Origin of the sequence: Burkholderia plantarii (assembly GCF_001411805.1) — a bacterium.
Lineage (GTDB): Bacteria > Pseudomonadota > Gammaproteobacteria > Burkholderiales > Burkholderiaceae > Burkholderia > Burkholderia plantarii.
On sequence record NZ_CP007212.1, the window covers coordinates 1,549,134 to 1,569,306 of the forward strand.

Here is a 20,173-nt window from a genome sequence, read left to right on the forward strand (position 1 = left end):
TGCTTCATGAAAACGATAGACGGCAACGGAACACTCTACGGCCTGGTTGACGGTGCGCAGTATCCCGAAGCGCTTGCTACGTGGGTACTTGAGTTCTCGTCGGAAGTGCGATCGCTATTCGAGGGATTGCCAGAGGCAGAAGCCGGAAATGCCGCGCCGATCCTCTTCGAGATTGGCGATGCGACGAGCGAATGGGTTCACCAGATAGATGAGATGGACCGGTATCGACCATGCTTCACGGTGATGCGCAGCGCATTGAGTATTGATGAGCTCAAGCTGCACTTGCGGCGCTTTCTTTTTGTCGACGTCGGGGAAGGGATGCAAGTGATGCTTCGCTGGTTCGACCCGCGTTCGCTCCCGGCGATTCTGGAGGTCTGGGGGAAAGCGGCGCGGGCCGAACTCTCTCGTCCGATGGTGATGTGGATATACCGGGGTGGCCACTCGGAGTGGCAACACGTTGAAATCGTCGAGCGTGTGTGCGTTGCTGACGCGGGAAAGTTTCCCCAGTGCTTTAGTCAACGGCAACTCGATGAGTTGGAGCGGCATGATGAACCGCATGCGCTTATGAGCGAGTTGAGCGAACTTGATTTGATCGACGCGAGCCAGTCGTATGCAACCAGATACCAGGATTTCCTCCGGCGCTATCACCGTGCGGGCGACTGGGGGTTGAGTTCTCGCGCGGATCGCCACGCATTCTGTGCGGCCTCGTACCAATACGGGGAGTCCTTCGATCGCCACGATGAAATCCGATCGGCGATTCGGTCGAGTATTACCGGCGAGGTGCCGTTGACACAGTCGTTCGAAATGGTTCCGGCATATGTCTGGCGCGAGTTGATGCGTGGTCTCGATAAACAGACGAAGCCACCCCAAGAGGAGGAGGTCGAGGAGTGATTGTGTTTATTCGGAAATTCTTTGTGACGTTATTCGCTGTTGGATTGCTAATTGCATCGGTGGGGTGTTCAGATTCAAACGAGATTAGCCCATCAGATGTGAGCGGCTACAACTATACCGATTACTACATTGCAGGATTTAGTGTCAGCAACGAAGGTCAGGAGCTTTCGGCCGGTGGGCCAAACATCTTTCCGAAAGAGCGAGGAGAGGCACGTTCGGGTGGAGGGGCATCCGTCTGCTGCATCGGCATTCCTGCTCACTGGCGTCCAGGCCTGAAGCTCGTGATCCGCTGGCGGCGGGACACGAAACCCTACGACGACGATCGTAGTGGTGATCAATGGCTTACTGCATCCACTGACGTACCACCGTACGGGCCGCATAACTACGGGTTTTGGGTGCATTTTCTGCCCGATGATCGAATCCGCGTGGAGATACAGGACAAGCCGGAAATGCCAGAGAAACCCGCAGATAACGATCCGTACATCGTGCAAGGTATGTTGGACCCGGAATTGAATAAGAAATAAGGAAAAGATCGAATGAGTGTCATTAGATGGCCCGAACCATTCAACGAGCAAGGGAGTCCGGACGAAGGGGAATCAGTCCGACGGATGAGCGTGTCTGGTGGAAGTTGGCACGCGATAGCGAAAAAATTCGAAGTCGCGTCGAGAACAGAATGTTGAGAAATGGTTATGTTTATTCAAAAAAATTTCGTAGCAATATTCGTCGTTGGGTTGTTGTTTGCCTTGGCTGGCTGTTCGGGTAAAAATGAGATTAGTCCATCAGACGTAAGCGGTTACAACTATACCGATTACTACATTGCAGGATTTAGTGTCAGCAACGAAGGTCAGGAGCTTTCGGCCGGTGGGCCAAATATTTTTCCGAGGAGGCCTGGCGAGGAGCGCTCAGGAGGAGGGAAATTCGTTTGTTGCATTGGCATTCCAGAAAAATGGCGGCCTGGCATGAAGCTCATGGTCAAGTGGCGACGGGACACGCACCCTTACGACGACGATCGTAGCGGTGATCAATGGCTTACCGCGACGACGGAAGTGCCGCCGTATGGACCACGTACTGCGGGGTTTATCGTGCATTTCCTGCCCGGCGACCGAATCCGCATCCAGATCAGGGATGAGAAAAGAGTGCTACCCAAGATCGACGATCGGGACCCCTACATCGTGCAGGGTGTGCTGGACACCGAGTTGAATAAGGGGTGAGGATATGGCGCGATTGGCGCAGTCCGTTGGTCTGAGTAATTTAATGAGTAAGGTTATTAAAAAAAAATCGGAGAAAATCCAAAGTCCGAAGATGGGGGTAATTGTGTTCGCCAAAAAGTGTTTCACTGTGCTATTCGTGGGTTTACTATTTTTTATATTGACGGCTTGTTCGGATCAGGACGAGAGCAGTCCGTCCAGTGTGAGCGGCTACAACTACACAGACTATTACATTGATCAATTTCTTATCGGAAATGAGGGCCGGGAATTCCTGGCGGGCGGGCCAAACATCTTTCCGAAAGAGCGAGGAGAGGCACGTTCGGGTGGAGGGGCATCCGTCTGCTGCATCGGCATTCCTGCTCACTGGCGTCCAGGCCTGAAGCTCGTGATCCGCTGGCGGCGGGACACGAAACCCTACGACGACGATCGTAGTGGTGATCAATGGCTTACTGCATCCACTGACGTACCACCGTACGGGCCGCATAACTACGGGTTTTGGGTGCATTTTCTGCCCGATGATCGAATCCGCGTGGAGATACAGGACAAGCCGGAAATGCCAGAGAAACCCGCAGATAACGATCCGTACATCGTGCAAGGTATGTTGGACCCGGAATTGAATAAGAAATAAGGAAAAGATCGAATGAGTGTCATTAGATGGCCCGAACCATTCAACGAGCAAGGGAGTCCGGACGAAGGGGAATCAGTCCGACGGATGAGCGTGTCTGGCGGAGGTTGGCGCGCGATATCGAAAAAATTCGAAGCCGCGTCGAGAACAGGATGTTAAGAAATGGTTATGTCTATTAGAAATGATTTCGTAGCGCTATTCGTCGTTGGGTTGTTGTTTGCCTTGGCTGGATGTCCGGGTAAAAATGAGATTAACCCGTCAAATGTAAGTGGCTACAACTATACCGGATACTACATCGGGGGATTTCGTATCGGCAATGAAGGTCAAGAGATTTCGGCCGGTGGGCCAAACGTTTTCCCGAAAGAGCCTGGTGAGGAGCGCTCAGGAGGAGGGAAATACGTTTGTTGTATTGGTATTCCAGAAAAATGGCGATCCGGCATGAAGCTGGTGGTCAAGTGGAATGTCGACAAGATACTGGACGGTAAGCATCTTGGTACCTGGTATACGGCGACGACGAAGGTGCCACCGTATGGGCCACGTACGGCGGGGTTTATCGTGCATTTTCTGCCTGGCGACCGGATTCGCATCCAGATCAGGGACGAGAAAGGGGTGCTCCCAACAATAGATGATAAGGATCCCTATATCGTGCAAGGTGTGCTGGACCCTGAATTGAATAAAGAATAAGGAGAAGGCACGATGACCGTAATCCGTTGGCCTGAACCGTTCAACGAGCAAGGACGTCTTGCCGAAGGGGAAACTGCCCGGTTGTTTGGCCACAGTACACTGGCAGAGGCACCCCCGGGGTGCCCGCAGACACTGCACGTCAATCTGTTCTTCGATGGGACAAATAACAACAAGGAATGGGATTCTAAAGATGAGAAAAGACCCACGCATAGCAACGTCGCACGATTGTTCAACGCCTGCAGTGACAAACCCCAAGCCGGGGAGTATCGATTTTACGTGGCAGGCGTTGGTACTCCGTTTCCTGAAATCGGTGAGACTTCATTCTCATCGGAGGGAAAGGCATTCGCTCGCGGTTTCGGTATGCGTGTGGCGTGGGGATACACCCGCTTACTGAACGCTTTACATGTTGCGATGACGGGAAATCGCTTGCTTGAGAATCCAGATGCTCGCGCTCTTTGTCTATTGATCGACAGGGATATGATTGAGTCGAGCGGAACGATGACTCGGTTTGCTGAAAGCGTGTCTAAGACTCTCCCAGTGACCGAGGCGATTGTAACCTACGGATACAAGTCTCAGGCGAAGCTGGCGCGTCTCCACGGAGAACTGACCGCGCTTCAAAAGAAACACAGCGGGCCGGGCGGCCAACTCAATCGTTCGATCAAGAAAGTATGGGTGAACGTTTTTGGGTTCTCGCGCGGAGCGGCGAGCGCGCGTGTATTCGTCAACCGCCTCATCAACACTTGGGCACCCTATGGAATGATTGCCGGCTCGATTCCGTACGAAATCAATTTTCTAGGTATTTTCGACACGGTGGCGTCGGTCGGGTTGCCGGATACCGTTACTGCGGCGATCAATTTGTCGGATTTTGACGGACACTGGGCATGGACGGGAAACGGCGCCCTCAACATCCCGGCATCGGTCAAGAAATGTGTGCATTTCTTCTCGATCCACGAGCAGCGGATGAGTTTTCCGCTCGATTCCATTCGAGAGAAGCAAGCCTATCCGGTCAGCGCGCCGCGCAGGATTGAAGTTGCCTACCCGGGGGTGCATTCGGATGTGGGAGGAGGTTATGCGTTCAACGACGAGGGCAAATCGCGGGACGGCGACGGTAGCAAGCTTAGTCAGATCGCCTTGCACAACATGTATATCGAGGCGCTTAAAGCAGGCGTGCCGCTATTAGTCAAAGCCGGAAAGACTCCACTTCCGCAGGTAGTGGAAGAAGATTTTCGGATCTCATCGAGCGTCATCCGCGCCTTCAACGACTGGCTCTCCACCGTCAATCAACAACCCCTCGACAGTGTCGAATCGGCACTTCGCATCGGCATGGCGCAGTCGCTCGCGTGGCGTACCTTGCGCGCGGATTATGGCAATCCGCAAGCCTATATCACTTCGCAGGAATTCTTCCGACGCGCGCCCGAAAACGAGGTCACGCCGTACGGACTGGAAATACGAATCGCGAGCAAGGCCACATCGGCATCGCGGCTTGACGACTTGAAGCGCGAGAAGCAGCAGCTCGAAAAACAAAAGGCGGCCTTTGATACAGCGGCGCTCAGCGTGCTTGCCATTCCGATCCTCGCGAATCCGTTCAGGAAAAAGGCTGCCGAACTTGCCAGGCAACTCACGAAAAAAGAGGCCGACATCTTGGCGGCGGCAGCGGGGAAAGCTCCGCGTCCTGGCGAGGGCACGACAGACATGACGACCAATGACAAGACCGACCTTCTGGAAGCCGCGGAGGAGTTCCGGCTGTTGCTGGCATACCTGTATCCCGATCAGCGATGGCGCTGGCAGGTGTACTGGGCACTTCCACCGGCAGACTCAGTGGAGCTGACGGCCGGGTCGATCGGACAGGCGGTTCCCCTGGAGCAAAACGCCAATGCTTATTACCTGACGGTTGACCGGAACAATGTTGCTACGCACCGCAGACAAGGGTCGAAGGTTGCGTGGATGGGGGAGCACGACCGGGTGATCATGCTGCTCGGCGCCGTCGCCAGCTATCAGCCCGTGCTGGATTTCGTTCTCGCGCCGAGGCAGGAGATGCTGCCGTTCCTGCTTGAGCACACTTCTGACGAAGCAGTGCGAAAGCTGCCTCGCGCCGTGATTCGCTTGCTGGACGACTATGTTCACGATAGCCGCGCGTGGTTCCGCGTGCCCTATTTCCACGAATACGCGCCCGGCGGTTACGGTTGGGCGCGGACGGTTTTCGTTGGCAACGACAGGCGCGTTCGCTCGCTCGGTCTGAAAGACAATGCCGCACAGATTGGCATCGAGCGCGAAAGAGCGGCGGCAGCAGATCGTGGCAGGTATCTTGCCGAGCAGTTCAGGACCTCGCCGCCGCCGGTGAAAGTCGACTTCAGTACTTTTTCGCGCCTGTGAGCGTGCCATCCTGCGAGTAGCACCATGTCAATCAGCATTGCAGTCGTCGGGGACGCAACCGACCACGGCGGCCGGATCATTACCGGCTCGGATACGCACAAGATTGGCGGCAAGAAAATAGCCCGTCTGCATGATCTTGTCGATTGTCCAAAGACCTATCCGGACGGACGTCCGCACGGCATCAACAAGATTATCGAAGCGCATCCGACACTCCGCGTCGGTGGGCGCCACGTGGCATTACACGGCCATCGCACCGAATGTGGTTGCTCGCTGATCGCCGGGTCAACGGCCAAGGTGGGGCGCTAGTCATGTCGACACCAAGGAAATCCAGCCTGCCGGCTGGTGTCGCGGATGTTTCGCCGGACGGAGAGGAAACGCTGCGCGAGGCGCTGAACCGGAAAGACGATCCGCCCGTCACCCAGAATATTGCGCCTCCCGAAGTTTTCGAGCAGCGTCTGGCCAAGGTAAAGGCCTTACCGAACCCGTTGCTGGAGGCATCGCGCGTCTTGCTGCGTGCGCAGGCCGACATGCCGGAAGGGCTCGAGTCAAAAGATGCAATCGTGTTGTTGCGCAAGCTTCTCATGGAGGAAGTCCGCGTATTCGAAAAGCTCTGCGAACAGGCAAATATCCGTCGCGATCACATGATCGGCGCGAGCTACTGCCTATGCACGGCACTGGACGAAGCCGCGACGCAAACCGCATGGGGCAGGGAGGGATCATCGGCGATCGAATGGATCCAGGGCGGGCTTGCGATCACTTTCCACGGAGACCTCAAGGGTGGCGACAAGGTCTACCTGCTGATCGGCCGATTGCTGGAGGATCCTGACGAGCATCGGGACCTGCTGGAAGTGATTTACCGGATTCTCAGCCTCGGTTTCGAAGGCCGCTACCGAGGCAGCAAGCGCAAGCACGACGCGATTCGTCAGCGGCTCTACAACGTGATTACGTCGCAGCGCGAACCGGTGCCGCTGACGCTGTCACCCCGCTGGCAATCGACCGCGAAAGGTAAGCGCCTGTCGTTCACCGATTTCCCGGTATGGATCAGCGTCACCGTCCTGTCGGTGATCCTGCTCGGACTGTTCGGATGGTTCAAGTACGAACTGTTCAGTCGCAGCGCGGACGTTCAGAGGCAGATTGCCGACCTCGCCCGCATGACGACACCGCCTGCGCCGCGTCCCGCGCCGCCACCCGCATCACAGTCACAACTACACCTCAAGCCGTTGCTAAAGAACGAAATCGCCGCCGGCACCGTCAGTGTCACCGAAGACGCCCGCCACAGCGTCGTCACGTTCCGCGGCGACACAATGTTCAAGCCCGGCGGCACTTCGGTTCAGGCATCGATGAATCCGCTGATTGCGAAGATCGCCGGAGAGATCGTCAAGGTGCCGGGCAAGGTAACGATCATCGGCTACACCGACAGCGTGCCGATTCGCAGCCGGCATTTCGCGTCAAATCAAGCACTGTCGGAAGAGCGTGCCACCCAGGTCATGCAGATGCTGCAAGCCGCCGGGGTACCGGCGAACCGGCTCGAAGCCGTCGGCAAGGGCGAGGCTGATCCGGTCGGCGACAACCGCACGGCGCAAGGCCGTGCGCAAAACCGGCGCGTCGCGATCGACGTCGCGCGCTAAGCCAGATCCGTTTCCGGAATACCACATGAAGAAGTTCCAGTTCCTGTCGTTTCTGGCTTCGCGCCAGTTCCTCGTGCTCCTCGCACTGATCGTCGTCGCACTGGTGATCTGGTTCGTCGGGCCGACGTTCGCGTTCGGCGGGCTCAAGCCGCTCGCCGGTGTCGGTATGCGCGTGCTGCTGATCGCGTTGTTGCTCGCCGGCGTGTTGCTCTGGCTCGCGGGCTGGTCGACGAGCGTCGTGTTCGTTGCGTTGCTCTGCTTGCTGATCTGGTATGCGGCGCCGCTGCTGTCGTTCGACCATACGGCACCGCTCGAGCCGGTGTCGACCCGACTCATGGCGATCGCCCTGGTCGTGGCCGTTTTCGTCCTTTTCTGGATCGTCCGCCTGTGGCAAAAAATGCGCGAAGACGATGCGTTCCTGAAGAAGATGCTGCGCATGGATCGCCGCAAGGACGAATCGCCCGCCACGCCACGCCTGCGGAAAATCGAAGGGATCGTGACGAGCGCGCTCGCGCGCCTCAAATTGATGCGTACCGGCGCGCGCGGCCTCGGCAAGCTGTTCCAGGGCAAGCGCTATTTGTACGAGTTGCCCTGGTACATCACGCTCGGCTCGCAAGGGGCCGGCAAGACCAGCATCCTGATGAACGGCGGATTGGTGTTCCCCGTTGCCGAACAGATGCAGCGTGCGGCCGGGACGCTCGCCGGTAACGCTGCTTCGGTGGACTGGTGGCTGACCAATGACGCGGTGTTGATCGACACGGCCGGCTACTACACGCGCCATGGCACATCGACGGCCGAGGACGTCGGTGCCTCGGCCCCGGAAACGGGTAAGCAAACAACCGGTGTTCCGGGCAAGGACGGCGCCGATACCCAGCCGACTGCGAAAGGCGCCGAAGACGAGGCGAAGCGGAATGAGGCATCGCAATCGAAAGCCGCTGCCGCATCGACAACCAGCGGCCAAGTCATTCCACCCGGTCAAGGCCCGGCTGAACGCCGACAGAAGATCGATCGCGCCGAATGGCTTGGATTTCTGGGCATGTTGCGTCGGCATCGGCCTCGCGCGCCGATCAACGGTGCATTGCTGACGATCGATCTTGCCACCTTGGCAGGCGCCGACGAACAGGCGCGGGTGACCGAGGCGGCTGTGTTGCGCGCGCGGCTGGCTGAGTTGAGACAGGAGCTGGGTATTCGTTTCCCCGTCTACGTGATGGTCACGAAGATGGACCGCCTGACGGGTTTCACCGAGTATTTCGGGGCGTTGACCGCCGAGGGAAGAGCGCAGGCATGGGGCTTTACGCTTCCGTATGGCAAGGAGACGGTTGCGAAGGAAGGCTTGCGCGAGCGCTGCCGCGCGGAGCTTGCCGAACTCGCGCAGCGGCTTGGCGGTTCGATCGATACGCATCTGCAGGATGAATACGATGCGCACAAGCGCCGCTCGCTCGCGGTGCTGCCCGAGGAGTTTTCCGCGCTGCTCGGACCGCTGCTCGACCTGATCGACCAGGTGTTCCTCGATTCACGGTACGACGATACCCAGCTCCATTCGACGTTGCGCGGCGTGTATTTCACGAGCGCGCGGCAGCGGGACAGTGAGATCGTTGTCGAGCGCAGCACGGTCGTTCAACGCCTTCTGTCGACCCAGGGCCGCGCTCCCGTTACGTCGGCGCGTGCCGAGGGCAACCAGGGCTTCTTCCTGCACGACGTCCTGACCCGCGTCGTGTTTCCGGAAGCGCATCTGGTGAGTCCCAACCTGCGTTGGGAATATCGCTACCGGCTCTTGCGCCTGATCGGCCACGCATTGGCGCTACTGTTGTTCGCGTGGCTGGCGATCGGCTTGCGCGTGAGCTTCGGCAACAACAGCGATTACCTCGACACGATCGGCCGCAAGGTGCAGGCGCTTACGCCCCGCGTCACGACGTTGTACAAGACGCCCAAGCTGCAAGCCGTTCCCGACACGCTGACGGAAGCGCGCAATTTGCCGACCTTCTCCGGGCTCGATCTGTCCGATCCGGACAGCGCGTGGCGCTACGGGCTCTACACGCCGGCCGACATTGCAGCCGAGAGTCGCCACACCTACGACGCGCTCGAAGATCACCTGCTGTTGCCGCAGATCGTGCATCGTCTGGAGGGTGTCATGTCCGGCGCCATCGCCCGCAAGAATCCAAAGGCCGCCTACGATGCGCTGCGCGTCTACCTGATGCTGTACGACAAGGCGAAGTTCAATGCCGGTGACGTCAAGGCATGGGTGCTCGACGACTGGGCGAAGACCGACAGCGCGGCGGTTTTTGGCGGAAGGGCGGCGATGATCGACCATCTGCAACAGCTCTTCTCCGGGGCGCGCGTGGTGCAGTCTCCGCTGATCCGCAACGACGCGCTGGTGCAGCAGACACGCGCGTTTCTCGACGGCAGCAACGCCACCGATCGCCTTTATCAGCGCGCAAAGGAGGCCATGCAGAAGGAGGCGCCCGATGAGTTCACGCTGCTGCGCGCGGTCGGCCCGCAAGCGGGAACGGTATTCACGCGAGCGAGCGATGCGCCCTTGTCGCGCGGCGTGCCGGGGATTTTCACGTTCGACGGTTATCGGAATCTGTTCGACAAGCGGCTGACTGAATTCGTGCGGATCGCCCGAGACGACGACGCGTGGGTGATGGGCCGCTCGTACCTGGCTGGGGCGTCGAATTCGGCTCAAAAAAAAACGGCTGAAATCGTGAGCGGCGCGACTGGCGCGGACGATGCGTTGACCGATGCGGTTCGCCGCGAATACCTGACCGAATACGCGCAGCGATGGGACGCGTTTCTCGACGACATCCGGGCCGTGAGCGGCACGAGTCTCGCGTTCAATCTGAAGGTGCTGCGCAGCTTCGCGGCGCCGGATTCGCCGCTCGTGCGGCTTGCCCGCGCGGCCATGCATGAGACGACACTCACGCAGTCGATGGCTGCATCGGACGGCCCGCTGCTGCAGCGGGCCGCTGCCCCGCTCGATCAAAAGGAGAACAAGGCGTTGGGCATTCGGGCGTCGGAGCGCGTTGAACGGGAACTCGTCGACAAGCACTTTGCGGCGCTGCGCGAGGTCGTGACGGGAAGCGTGGACGTGGAGTCCGACACGCGGCCCGCCGCCGCGCAGGCGGACAAAACCGGGCTCGACGGCGTTTCCAACCTGCTGAACGATTACTACACGGCGCTCACGGTTGCCGACAATGCGTTGTCGAACAACAGCATGCCGCCGGCGAGCGACGTCGCCGCGAAACTGAAAATGACGGCCGACACGATGCCCGCGCCGTTTCGCGCGGTGTTGCTGCAACTCGCGGCCGATGGCTCGCGCGAAGTCAACCAGGGCATCGGCCAGCTGTTGTCGCGCCAGATGCAGGCCGTGATCGGCGACACCTGCCGGCTGACGATCGAGGGCAATTATCCGTTCGTGCCCGGCAGCAAGCGCGACGTTGGCATCGAAGACTTTACGCGCGTGTTCGCCCAGGGCGGCCTGATCGATGACTTCTTCACGAAAACGCTTTCACCGTTTGTCGACACGGCCGCGAAGCCCTGGCGCTACCGGACGCTGCCGGGCGCGACCGAGCCCATGCAGGGGCCGGACCTGGCACCGTTCGAGCAGGCGAAGGCAATCCGCGACGTCTTCTTCGACGATCCCGGCCACAAGCAATTGACCTGGAAGGCCGACTTCCGGATCCCCGAGCTCGACCCGACGATCATGAGCCTGTCGCTCGACATCGACGGACAGACGATGCGCTATCGACACGGCCCGGTCGCGCCTTTCACGGTCACCTGGCCCGGGCCGCGCGGCGGCGTCCACGCGGAAATCACGGCCAGCCCGCGGATCCGGCCCGATACGTCGACGATCGCGGCGGACGGGCCGTGGGCGTTGATGCGGCTGCTCCAGAAAGGTCGCGTGGTGGAGGCGGCCACGCCGGGCCGCACGCGTGTCGCATTCAGTTTCGACGGGCGTCAGGCGGCGCTCGACGTCGCAAGCGCCGGGAGCGTCGCAAATCCGCTCACGAGCGACGTGCTGAGGACGTTCCGGTGCCCCAGCGCGATGGCGGCGTTCAATTTGCCGGATAGCGGCCCGCCGCCTGGCTTGCCGCGTGGCGCGTTGCCGACGGGCGCAGTCCGCTGAATCAGAGAGGAATCGATCAAGATGACGTTTTTGACGACTGGTGCGCAGAGCCATGCAGGGGCTGTCGTGTCGCCGCCTGTTGCCGCACGGCTCAAGGCTGCGGAGCTGGCGATCAACCCGTTGCTCGAGGCGGCGCGCGTCCTGTTGCGGGCGTTGGCCGACACGCCGGAAATGCTCGATGCGGCCGCGGTTGCCCGGCGGCGTCAGTGGCTGGCGAGCGAGATCCGGCTTTTCACGCGGATCTGCGCTGAGCTTCGGCTCCGCCCCGAGCATGTGCGGTACGCGAGCTATTGTCTGTGCTCGGCGCTCGACGAGGCCGCCATGCAGACGCGTTGGGGAAAAGGCGAGGCAACCGGTGTCGAATGGCAGGTCGAAGGGCTGGCAGCCGCGATGGGCCATGATCATCAAGGCGGCGACCATGTTTTCCGGCTGATCGACGAGGCAATGCGCAGCCCGCGTGAGAATCTCGATCTGATCGAGTTGTACCAGAACGTACTCGACCTCGGGTTTCGTGGACGATACCGCTTTGAAGCCGGTGGGCAAAAGCGCTGGCAGGTCATTCGCGAACACGTACACGACGTGGTCATGTCGGGTGGGCAGAGCACGGGCCGCATCGGCGAGCCGCTGAGACGCCCGCGGCAGACGGTCGATCCGTGGGTACGTCCGGTGGTGGTACGCCGGTCGCGAGCGAGGTTCGTCGGAAGTCTCGCGATTGCGTTGCTGCTGGGGGCGGGCGGCTACGCGGCGGCGGACCTCTGGATGCGCACGAAAGGCAGACGCCGGGCGTCGCCGCTCGACACGCTGGCTCGAAATCTGGAGCAGCGGTTGCGCGACGACATGGCGGCGGGGAATGTCGAACTGATTCACGGCGCCGGGAACGATGCGTTGACGCTCCGATTCAGCGGGATGTTCGGGCCTGGCGAGGCAACGGTGGCGCCGTGGGGCGCGTCGATGGCGGCCTCGGCCGGCCGCGAAATCGCGACGGTGACCGAGGGAGCGGCTGTCCGGGTGGTGGGATACGCGGACAGCACGCCGATCAGTTCGACGCGCCGCGCCTCCAACCAGGCGCTTTCCGAGGCACGCGCCCGGCACGTGGCCCGGATTCTCGTCGCGGCCGGCGTACCGGCGTCGCGCATCAGCGTCGAGGGAAATGGCGACGCCGATTCGCTGGCGGACAACGGTACCGCGTCGGGAAGGGCGAGAAATCGGCGCGTCGAAGTGACCGTCATGGATTGAGGATCGACGGCAGGCATCGACCGCGCCGCGAGACATGCCTGCAGCCGAATCGCCCCTTACTCCGCGAGCGACGTCACATGACGCGCCACGTCCCCCACGTGGGTCGCATCGAGGGTTTCGGATACAGCATCGGCATGATCCCGGACGGCTCGCGGATACGTGATGCCACGCCATCGAGCGACAGCGTTGCCGCGATGCCGACGCGCTTCGGTCCCACGCCGCCTTCACCATGCGGACCATGGCATCCCGCGCAATTCGCCGCGAAGATCGACGCTCCGTGAGCGTTTCCGACGCCGACCCCGGCCGTCTCGGCCGCCATCCGCGTGGCATGCGTGCCCACGGTTCCGTCGTTCAGCAGCGCGATCGCGGCAACGGGCGGATTCGCGGGAATCGAATCGAGGTAGGCGTGAATCCGTGCGATATCGTCGTTCGAGAGGATCTTCGCGCTGAACGGCGGCATCTGGCCGGTCGGTGCATGCACGTAGGCCGGCATCGCCGCGAGCGGCAGCGGGGGCGGCGCGCGTGCCGGCCCCGTGCCGATGCTGCCCTGGCCGGAGATGCCGTGGCATTCGTAGCATCCCTTTTCTGCATGAACGGCGCGCGGCCTGCCTGGACGTCGGGATCGGCGGCGGCAGCGGCGAATCACGTTCCACACTTCGGCGCAAAGGCGCGCCGTGCTGATCGGCGAGCCGTCCCATGCGCGCGTGGCGGCTTCCCGGGCGTTGGTGCGCATCGTGTCGAACGCCCGTTGCATGGCGGATTCCTGCGCGATGCCGGTGCCGGGGTTCGCCAGCACGGCGGCAGTCCCCGTGACCAGCGCCTCTTTCACGAACGTGCGTCGTCCCGTCATTGTCTCCGCTCATCTGTGAGATGGTTCGATATCCAGACGGCATGGCATCGAATCGGCCTCATGTAAGCGAGCGCCCGTGGCGCGCCTCACTATGCACTACGCCATTGAGCATCAGTTCTGGTTAAGCTACGGGGATTGGCATATGGCATTCGAGGTGGCGTTCCGTGACCTGAGCCGGCCAATCCGTGATAGTCACCTTCGCGCCATCGTTCACGGCTGCAGCGGGAATCGTCGGCCACCGGATCGCGCCTAGCCCGCCGCCGCAAGGCGCTCCAAATCCATCCAGCCAAGGCCCGCCCATGACCCGACTGACCGACGCCCTGCGTCAGCAACTCGAAACGATCAGCACCGCCACGCTGGCCACCGCGCTCTACAAGCGCGGCCTGCGCAACCAGGTGATCCAGGGCGTCACGCCGCTCGGGCGGCTCGACAAAAGCATGGTGGGCGAGGCGTTCACGCTGCGCTACATCCCGGCTCGCGAGGACCGCAACGGCCTGGAGGTATTCCGTGATCCGGAGCATCCGCAGCGCAAGGCGGTGGAGACCTGTCCGCCCGGCGCGGTGCTGGTGATGGACAGCCGCAACGATCCGCGCGCGGCCTCGGCGGGTGGCATTCTCGTCACGCGCCTGATGAAGCGCGGCGTGGCAGGCGTGGTCACCGACGGCGGCTTTCGCGATGCCGACGAGATCGCGCGGGCCGACATCGCGGCCTTCCATCAACGCCCCTCGGCACCGACCAACCTCACGCTGCACGAGGCGCTCGACATCGACGTGCCGATCGGTTGCGGCGGCGCGCCGGTGTTTCCCGGCGACGTGCTGGTGGGCGACAACGATGGCGTGATCGTGATTCCGGCGCACCTTGTCGCAGCGATAACCACCGAGGCCGTCGAGATGACCGCGTTCGAGGACTTCGTGATGGAGCAGGTGCGGGCCGGCGAGACGATCATCGGGCTCTACCCGGCGACGCATCCGGCCACGCAGGAGAAATTCGCGGCCTGGCGCAGCCGTCACGGCCGCTGAGAGCGCCGGCCGATACGCGCGGCGGCGTGTGTGCGGCCACGATGCCGGCGCGGCCCGTTTATCCGTTCATTGGCCAGCGCGTTGCCCGCCGCCCGGCGCGACCGCCCCGCGGGCGCCGGTCGACGGCATCAGCAGCAAGGCCATCGCCAGCGAGATCAGGCAGCCGGCGAGTACTTCCTCGATACGCAGGCGCGCCAGCGGCATGATGGCGAAGCCCAACTGGCCATACAGCAGCCCGACCAGCATCGTGATGAAGAACACGCCGCGCGCGTAGGCATGCAGGATGTAGTAGGCCCAGCCAAATACCGACACGACGATCGCGGCGGCCAGCACCCACGGCTGGTGTCCGCACGCGGTGATCAGCAGCACGCTGGCCGCCGCGCCCGTCAGCGTGCCGGCCACGCGTTTCATGATGCGTTCGCGCGTGCCCTGATACGACGTGGTGCCGAGAAACACCACGAAGGTGCTGATGACGGCCCACATCGAGCGTTCCTCCGACATCGCGTTGCCGGCGAGCATGGCCAGCAATGCCGCTAGCGTGGCGGCGAGCGCCGGGCGCCACGCGAGCCGATGCAGCCGGTGCGCGAGCAGCTCGGCGAGCGGCCGTTCGCTGGGCCGTCCGGTCACGACCAGATCGGCCGCGTAGCGCAGCGCGGCGGCGGCCCATGTGCTGGCTGCCGCGAGGCCGTGGGGCAGCGTGCGCGCAAACGCCTGCGCCGGCGCCGGTGGATCGACCCGCTCCATCGGAATGACGACGCGCCCCACGAGCGCGACGACGAACGGCGCCATCGCCATCACGGTCAGCATGTCCGCGAGCCGTTCGCCGGCGGGATGCAGATACAGGCCGAGGTAGAAGCACACCAGGGTCAGCATCGCGGCGCCCACCGCGCGCGCGCCGAGCGACTGGCAGAGCACGCCGATGAACACGGCGAGCAGCGAGCCGGCGCCGCGCAGCGCGGGCTGCGTGGCGACCTCGGCGGCGGCGGCGAAGGCGGCGCCGGCACAGGCGCCAAGCATCACGAGCGAGACGAGCCAGCCCGACCAGCGCGCCTCGCGCAGGAACAGCGGGGCGATCATGGCGAACAGCGCACCCGGTATGGCCACGGTGGGCGAGTCGTGATGCTGGAGTGCTTCGAGGATGCCGAGGCCGGCCGTCAGCAGGCTGGCGAGCGTCGAACGCAGGGCGACCCGCAGGCGCGCGAACGCGGGGTCATGGGTGTGGACGCGGCTGAATGCGCGCGAGCAGGCGGCGATCATGATCGACGATTTCCGTGCAGGTCGGCGTCCGGCTCGTGGCCGTGCGCCGACTTCCGGGCACGACGGCCCGGCGTTGAGGGCGCCTCGGGGCGCGTCGGTGCCGGGATCTCCGGCCTGGCGCGTGCCCGCTGAGGCGAGTCCACGAACGTATCCGGCCGGCATCGAGGGTACGACGCCGGTCAGGTAGTTCGGGTTTCCCCCGATGATAGTCGATCAAAATTGCGCAATCAGGACGTCGCGCGCGGCGCGGACGGATGACGCGTGAAGAATTCGACAAGGCTGCGCGGCGCGCCGGCGCCCAGGCAGACCTCGAGCAGATCCTCCGCCTGCGCCGCCTCGGCCGCGCTGCGCGGGAACATGGCCGCTTCATGGGCGGCGAGCGCGGCCTCGACGTCGCCGCGATGCGTGACGAGGGCGCGCGCGAGTTCGGTGCCGTCGAACATGGCCAGGTTGGCCCCTTCGCCCGACGGGAGCATCAGGTGGGCGGCATCGCCGAGCAGCGTCACGCCGGGCGTGCGCGGCCAGCGGTGCGCGGCCGGCAGCGCATGGACCGGCCGCGGGACCGGCGCCGCGTCGCCGGCGGTGACGAGCGCGGTCAGCGCCGGTGCCCAATCCGCGAATTCGGCCGCTACCGCGGCGCGTGCCGCCGCCGGATCGCCGAAATCGATCGCGTCGAGCCAGTCCTTCGGCTTGCGCAGTTCCACGTAGGTGTGCAGCACGCCGCCGGGCTCGCGATGCGCGAGGATGCCCCGGCCGGGCGCCAGCGCGAACAGCGCGCCGCCGCCCACCATGCGCGCGCTGGCCGGATGGCGCGTGTCGGCGTCGATGAGCCAGGTCTCGACCAGGCTCACGCCGGCGTAGGCCGGCTGCGCCGCGCAGACCAGCGCGCGGACCTTCGACCACGCGCCGTCCGCGCCGACCAGCAGGTCGGCGCTCGCCGTCGAGCCATCGACGAAGTGCAGCGCGTGACGGCCGCCGCCGAGCGGGCTCGCCGCCACGAGCTTGTGCCCCCAGCGCACCGTGCCGGCCGGCAGCGCGTCGAGCAGCAGCTGGCGCAGCGCGCCGCGCGGCACCTCGGGGCGGCCGCCCGTGCCGTCGTCGGGCTGGTCGAACAGCACCGTGCCGTGCCGGTCCAGCACGCGCGTGGCCTGGCCGCCCGGATGGATCAGCGTGACGAAGCGCTCGAACAGGCCCGCCGCCTTCAGCGCCCGCTGGCCGTTGTGTTCGTGGATGTCCAGCATGCCGCCCTGCGGGCGCGCATCGGCCGAGGCATCGGCCTCGTAGACCGTCGCGGCAATGCCGTGGACGTGAAGCACGCGGGCCAGCGTCAGTCCGCCGAGCCCCGCGCCGACGATGGCGATCGAGATGGTCATCCGGATTCCCGTTGATTGCGCTACTCTGTGGAACGTCATTCCAGTCATTCTGGAACAACATTCCATTGAAATCAAGACAGCCCGTGGAACGGGGCGTGGAGAACGGCATGGTGAAGAAGGCGGGCAGTGCGCAGCGGCGCAGCGAGTCGCTGTCGCGGGAGCAGATCGTCGAGGCGTCGATCGCCTTGCTGGACAGCGGCGGCGAGAGCGGGCTGACGTTTCGCGCGCTGTCCGGGCGGCTGGCCACCGGCCCCGGCACGATCTACTGGCACATCGACAACAAGCGCGACCTGCTGACGGCCGCCTGCGACGCCGTGGTGGCGCGCGCGACCGACCCGGCGCACGACGGCGCGGCGCCGCGTGCGGCGATCCGCGAACTGGCCCGGCGGCTGTTCGAGACGATCGACGCGCATCCTTGGGTCGGGGCCGCGCTCACGCGCGCGCCGGGCGCGCTGCCGATGGTGCGGATTCTCGAGCGGCTCGGCCGGCAGATCCAGGCGCTCGGCGTGCCGGCGCGCGCGCAGTGGGCCGCCGTATCGGCGCTGTCGAGCTACATCCTCGGCGTGAGCGGGCAGAACGCGGCGAACGCGCTGATCGCGCGCGAGCTGGATGCCGATCGCGACGCGCTGCTGGGCGAGGTGGCGACGGTCTGGGCGGCGCTCGATCCCGATGCGTATCCGTTCACGCGCGGTATCGCCGCGCAGTTGCGCGCGCATGACGATCGCGACGATTTTCTGGCCGGCATCGACCTGATCGTCGGCGGGATCGAGGCGGCCCACGGGCGGTGACGCGCGGCGGCGGAGCGGGGGGCGGCGGCGATGCCTGAGGCTGTCCCTCGCGACCGGATCGACGCCGCGGAACGTGACGTGGCTCTCCTCGAAGACATGGCCGATCGAACGGCCGGTGCCGTCGCTTACCATGGCGGTGGTCCGCTGGCGATCGTGCCGAACCCCTCACCCCCCGGTCCCGCAGACGCGTTCACGAAGCCGCCCACGAGAGCACGCGCGATGAATCGACTCTTCTTCAACGCCTTCATCCTGGCCAAGGTGCCGATCGCCTGGATCGCCGGCGTGAAGCTGCAGCATCTGGACGACAGGTCCTGCCGGATGGCGGTGCGCTACGGCTGGCTGAACCGGAACCCGTTCAACAGCATGTTCTGGGCCGTGGAAGGCATGGCGGCCGAGTTCTCGACCGGCGCGCTCTGCATCGCCAGGCTGCGCAAAACGGAGCGCCGGATTTCGCTGCTGCTGGTCGGGCTCGAGGCGAACTTCTCGAAGAAGGCGGTCGGCCGGATCGCGTTTCGCTGCGACGAGGGCGAGGCGGTGGATGCGGTGCTGCGTGATGTGGTTGCCGACAGCGTGCCGCGGACGCTTCGGATGCGCAGCGTCGGCACCGACGAGCAGGGCGATCAGGTGGGCGAGTTCTTCTTTACCTGGAGTTTCAAGGCGAAGGGGTGAGGGCGCTTGCCGTTCGGAGCGGCACATGCCGGGGAGCGACTCGCACCTGGCCTTGGCCAGGCCGCCGCGATGCCCGCCGTCCACGCCGACATCATCGGCGAGCGCGCCGGCGAGATCACGATTCGCGTTGGCCGCGCGCCGTCAGCACTTGCATCAGCGTGCGTCCGTCCGGGCCGAGCGGGCGATTGAGCGCGATGCTGCGGATCTCGTTCGCCTTGTTGGTATCGCCGTGCTGCTCGGCCAGCAGGCTTTGCGCGAAGGCGGCGGACAGGCCGGACGGATCGAGGCGCTGCGCGACCTGCGCATGGCGCCGCGCGTCATCGGCCCGACCGTCGAGCGCGTCGGCGACGGCCAGCGCGCCATGTGCCTCCCCAAAGCCGCGATCGAGGGCGGCGGCGCGTTCGAAGCGTTCGCGAGCGGCGCCGATCCTGCCGCCCATCAGATAGGCCCAGCCCGCCGCGACCCAGGCGCCGGCATGCGTCGCGAGGCGCGAGGCCGCGTCGTCGAGCGTGCCGCCCGCCGCGTCGAACTGCTGGCCGGACAGCAGGCACAGGCCGAGCCCCAGCGTCGCGCGCGCTTCACGCGGGTTGGTTTGCAGCGCACGTTGCATCAGCGCCGCGGCGCGCGCCTCGTCGCCGGCTTCGAGCGCGAACAGGCCGGTGATCACGAGGCCGTCGGCGGTGTCCGGGGCGCGCTCGGCGAGGCGCCGCGCGCCGTCCGGGTCGCCGCGATCGAACAGCAGCGTGGCGAACGCGCCGACGAATGCCGGGCTCGCGTCCGGCCGATCGACGTAGGCACGCCCGAGCTGCGTGGCGTCGTCGAGCCTGCCGAGTGCGTGCAGTCCGCGCAGCTTCAGCGCCGGCGCGTCGGGAATCGCGTCGAGTACGGCGGCGTCGAGCGCGGCGGCGGCCTCGTAGCGCCCGCGCATGGCGTGCGCGTAGGCGATGTTGTAGTCCACGCCGGGCTGGCCGTGCTGCTCGCCCAGCGATTCGAAGCGTTGCAGCGCTTCGTCGAATTCCCCGTGCGCCATGGCCAGCAGGCCGTGCAGGTGGATCAGTCCGGGAGGCAGCGGGCGAGCCGCCTCGTAGCGGGCGAGCAGGACGCCGCACTGGTCGAGGTGGCCTGCGTCGAACGCGCAGGCGGCGGCGTCGGCGACCAGAGCGAGGTTCTCGGGATCCTGTTCGAGGTAGCCGAGCAGACGATCGAGTCGGCCGGATTCGGCCTGCGAGGCAACGGTCATCGCGTCTTTCCCTGGGCAAGTCAAGTTCGCGGCAGGATAGCAGGACCGCGGAACGAATGGCGAGGCAGCGACGGCCGCATCCGGATTCGTTTGGCGGGATTGCAACGAAATGTAACAAACGCCCCGAAACACTGAACGGATTTCTCCAGCCCCGGATAACTCCCCGAGAACCGCCGCCCCGCGTCCATCGACCCGGGCGGCAAGCA

The 20,173-nt window shown here is 63.9% G+C and carries 17 protein-coding genes; 13 read left to right on the forward strand and 4 right to left on the reverse strand.

Features of this window, described 5'->3' with window-relative positions; genetic code table 11:
• Positions 1 to 6: 6 nt before the first annotated feature.
• The 10 genes from bpln_RS06685 (at position 7) to icmH (ending at position 12,771) form a co-directional block, all read left to right on the forward strand.
• Positions 7 to 891 carry a DUF4123 domain-containing protein gene (locus bpln_RS06685; RefSeq protein WP_055138389.1) on the forward strand — a complete coding sequence of 295 codons (885 nt, stop codon included), beginning with the start codon at positions 7 to 9 and terminating at the stop codon, positions 889 to 891.
• Complete coding sequence (locus bpln_RS33710) at positions 888 to 1,415, forward strand: DUF3304 domain-containing protein (RefSeq protein ID WP_080937102.1); 528 nt, start codon at positions 888 to 890, stop codon at positions 1,413 to 1,415. The genes bpln_RS06685 and bpln_RS33710 overlap by 4 nt, the downstream gene beginning before the upstream one ends.
• A gap of 159 nt (positions 1,416 to 1,574) precedes the next feature.
• Positions 1,575 to 2,102, forward strand: coding sequence for a DUF3304 domain-containing protein (locus tag bpln_RS06690; RefSeq protein ID WP_055138390.1), 528 nt, complete (start codon positions 1,575 to 1,577; stop codon positions 2,100 to 2,102).
• A 13-nt stretch (positions 2,103 to 2,115) separates the two neighbouring features.
• Positions 2,116 to 2,727: a DUF3304 domain-containing protein gene (locus bpln_RS33715; RefSeq protein WP_244486967.1), complete on the forward strand. Its 612-nt coding sequence runs from the start codon at positions 2,116 to 2,118 to the stop codon at positions 2,725 to 2,727.
• A gap of 159 nt (positions 2,728 to 2,886) precedes the next feature.
• Positions 2,887 to 3,408: a DUF3304 domain-containing protein gene (locus bpln_RS06695; protein WP_055138391.1), complete on the forward strand. Its 522-nt coding sequence runs from the start codon at positions 2,887 to 2,889 to the stop codon at positions 3,406 to 3,408.
• A 12-nt stretch (positions 3,409 to 3,420) separates the two neighbouring features.
• A complete protein-coding gene (locus bpln_RS06700; RefSeq protein ID WP_055138392.1) occupies positions 3,421 to 5,781 on the forward strand; it encodes a T6SS phospholipase effector Tle1-like catalytic domain-containing protein in 2,361 nt (786 codons plus the stop codon).
• A gap of 24 nt (positions 5,782 to 5,805) precedes the next feature.
• On the forward strand, positions 5,806 to 6,087 hold the full coding sequence (locus bpln_RS33720) for a PAAR domain-containing protein (protein WP_082465212.1): 282 nt from the start codon (positions 5,806 to 5,808) through the stop codon (positions 6,085 to 6,087).
• 2 nt (positions 6,088 to 6,089) lie between these two features.
• Complete coding sequence (gene tssL, locus bpln_RS06705; protein WP_082465213.1) at positions 6,090 to 7,409, forward strand: type VI secretion system protein TssL, long form; 1,320 nt, start codon at positions 6,090 to 6,092, stop codon at positions 7,407 to 7,409.
• A 25-nt stretch (positions 7,410 to 7,434) separates the two neighbouring features.
• The gene (gene tssM, locus bpln_RS06710) at positions 7,435 to 11,535 is read left to right on the forward strand and encodes a type VI secretion system membrane subunit TssM (RefSeq protein WP_055138393.1); all 4,101 of its coding nucleotides are present in this window, start codon (positions 7,435 to 7,437) and stop codon (positions 11,533 to 11,535) included.
• Positions 11,536 to 11,556: 21 nt separating this feature from the next.
• A complete protein-coding gene (icmH, locus tag bpln_RS06715) occupies positions 11,557 to 12,771 on the forward strand; it encodes a type IVB secretion system protein IcmH/DotU (protein ID WP_055138394.1) in 1,215 nt (404 codons plus the stop codon).
• A gap of 73 nt (positions 12,772 to 12,844) precedes the next feature.
• On the opposite strand, the gene bpln_RS06720 is transcribed toward icmH, so the two are convergent.
• Positions 12,845 to 13,600: a cytochrome c gene (locus bpln_RS06720; protein WP_148653947.1), complete on the reverse strand. Its 756-nt coding sequence runs from the start codon at positions 13,598 to 13,600 to the stop codon at positions 12,845 to 12,847.
• Between the two features lie 320 nt (positions 13,601 to 13,920).
• On the opposite strand from bpln_RS06720, the gene bpln_RS06725 reads away from it, so the two are divergent.
• The gene (locus bpln_RS06725; RefSeq protein WP_055138396.1) at positions 13,921 to 14,640 is read left to right on the forward strand and encodes a ribonuclease activity regulator RraA; all 720 of its coding nucleotides are present in this window, start codon (positions 13,921 to 13,923) and stop codon (positions 14,638 to 14,640) included.
• Positions 14,641 to 14,706: 66 nt separating this feature from the next.
• Here bpln_RS06725 and bpln_RS37295 read toward each other — a convergent pair whose 3' ends face one another.
• Positions 14,707 to 15,897 (reverse strand): FUSC family protein, encoded by a 1,191-nt coding sequence (locus bpln_RS37295; RefSeq protein WP_055138397.1) that lies wholly within the window; start codon positions 15,895 to 15,897, stop codon positions 14,707 to 14,709.
• 227 nt (positions 15,898 to 16,124) lie between these two features.
• Positions 16,125 to 17,270: an FAD-dependent oxidoreductase gene (locus bpln_RS06735; protein ID WP_055138398.1), complete on the reverse strand. Its 1,146-nt coding sequence runs from the start codon at positions 17,268 to 17,270 to the stop codon at positions 16,125 to 16,127.
• Positions 17,271 to 17,377: 107 nt separating this feature from the next.
• Here bpln_RS06735 and bpln_RS06740 point away from each other — a divergent pair, with 107 nt between their 5' ends.
• Positions 17,378 to 18,058 carry a TetR/AcrR family transcriptional regulator gene (locus tag bpln_RS06740; RefSeq protein WP_055139467.1) on the forward strand — a complete coding sequence of 227 codons (681 nt, stop codon included), beginning with the start codon at positions 17,378 to 17,380 and terminating at the stop codon, positions 18,056 to 18,058.
• A 78-nt stretch (positions 18,059 to 18,136) separates the two neighbouring features.
• Positions 18,137 to 18,727 carry a DUF4442 domain-containing protein gene (locus bpln_RS06745; RefSeq protein WP_175937905.1) on the forward strand — a complete coding sequence of 197 codons (591 nt, stop codon included), beginning with the start codon at positions 18,137 to 18,139 and terminating at the stop codon, positions 18,725 to 18,727.
• Positions 18,728 to 18,842: 115 nt separating this feature from the next.
• Here the strand turns inward: bpln_RS06745 and bpln_RS35140 are convergent, their stop codons facing one another.
• Positions 18,843 to 19,967 carry a tetratricopeptide repeat protein gene (locus bpln_RS35140; protein WP_055138400.1) on the reverse strand — a complete coding sequence of 375 codons (1,125 nt, stop codon included), beginning with the start codon at positions 19,965 to 19,967 and terminating at the stop codon, positions 18,843 to 18,845.
• Positions 19,968 to 20,173: the final 206 nt, after the last annotated feature.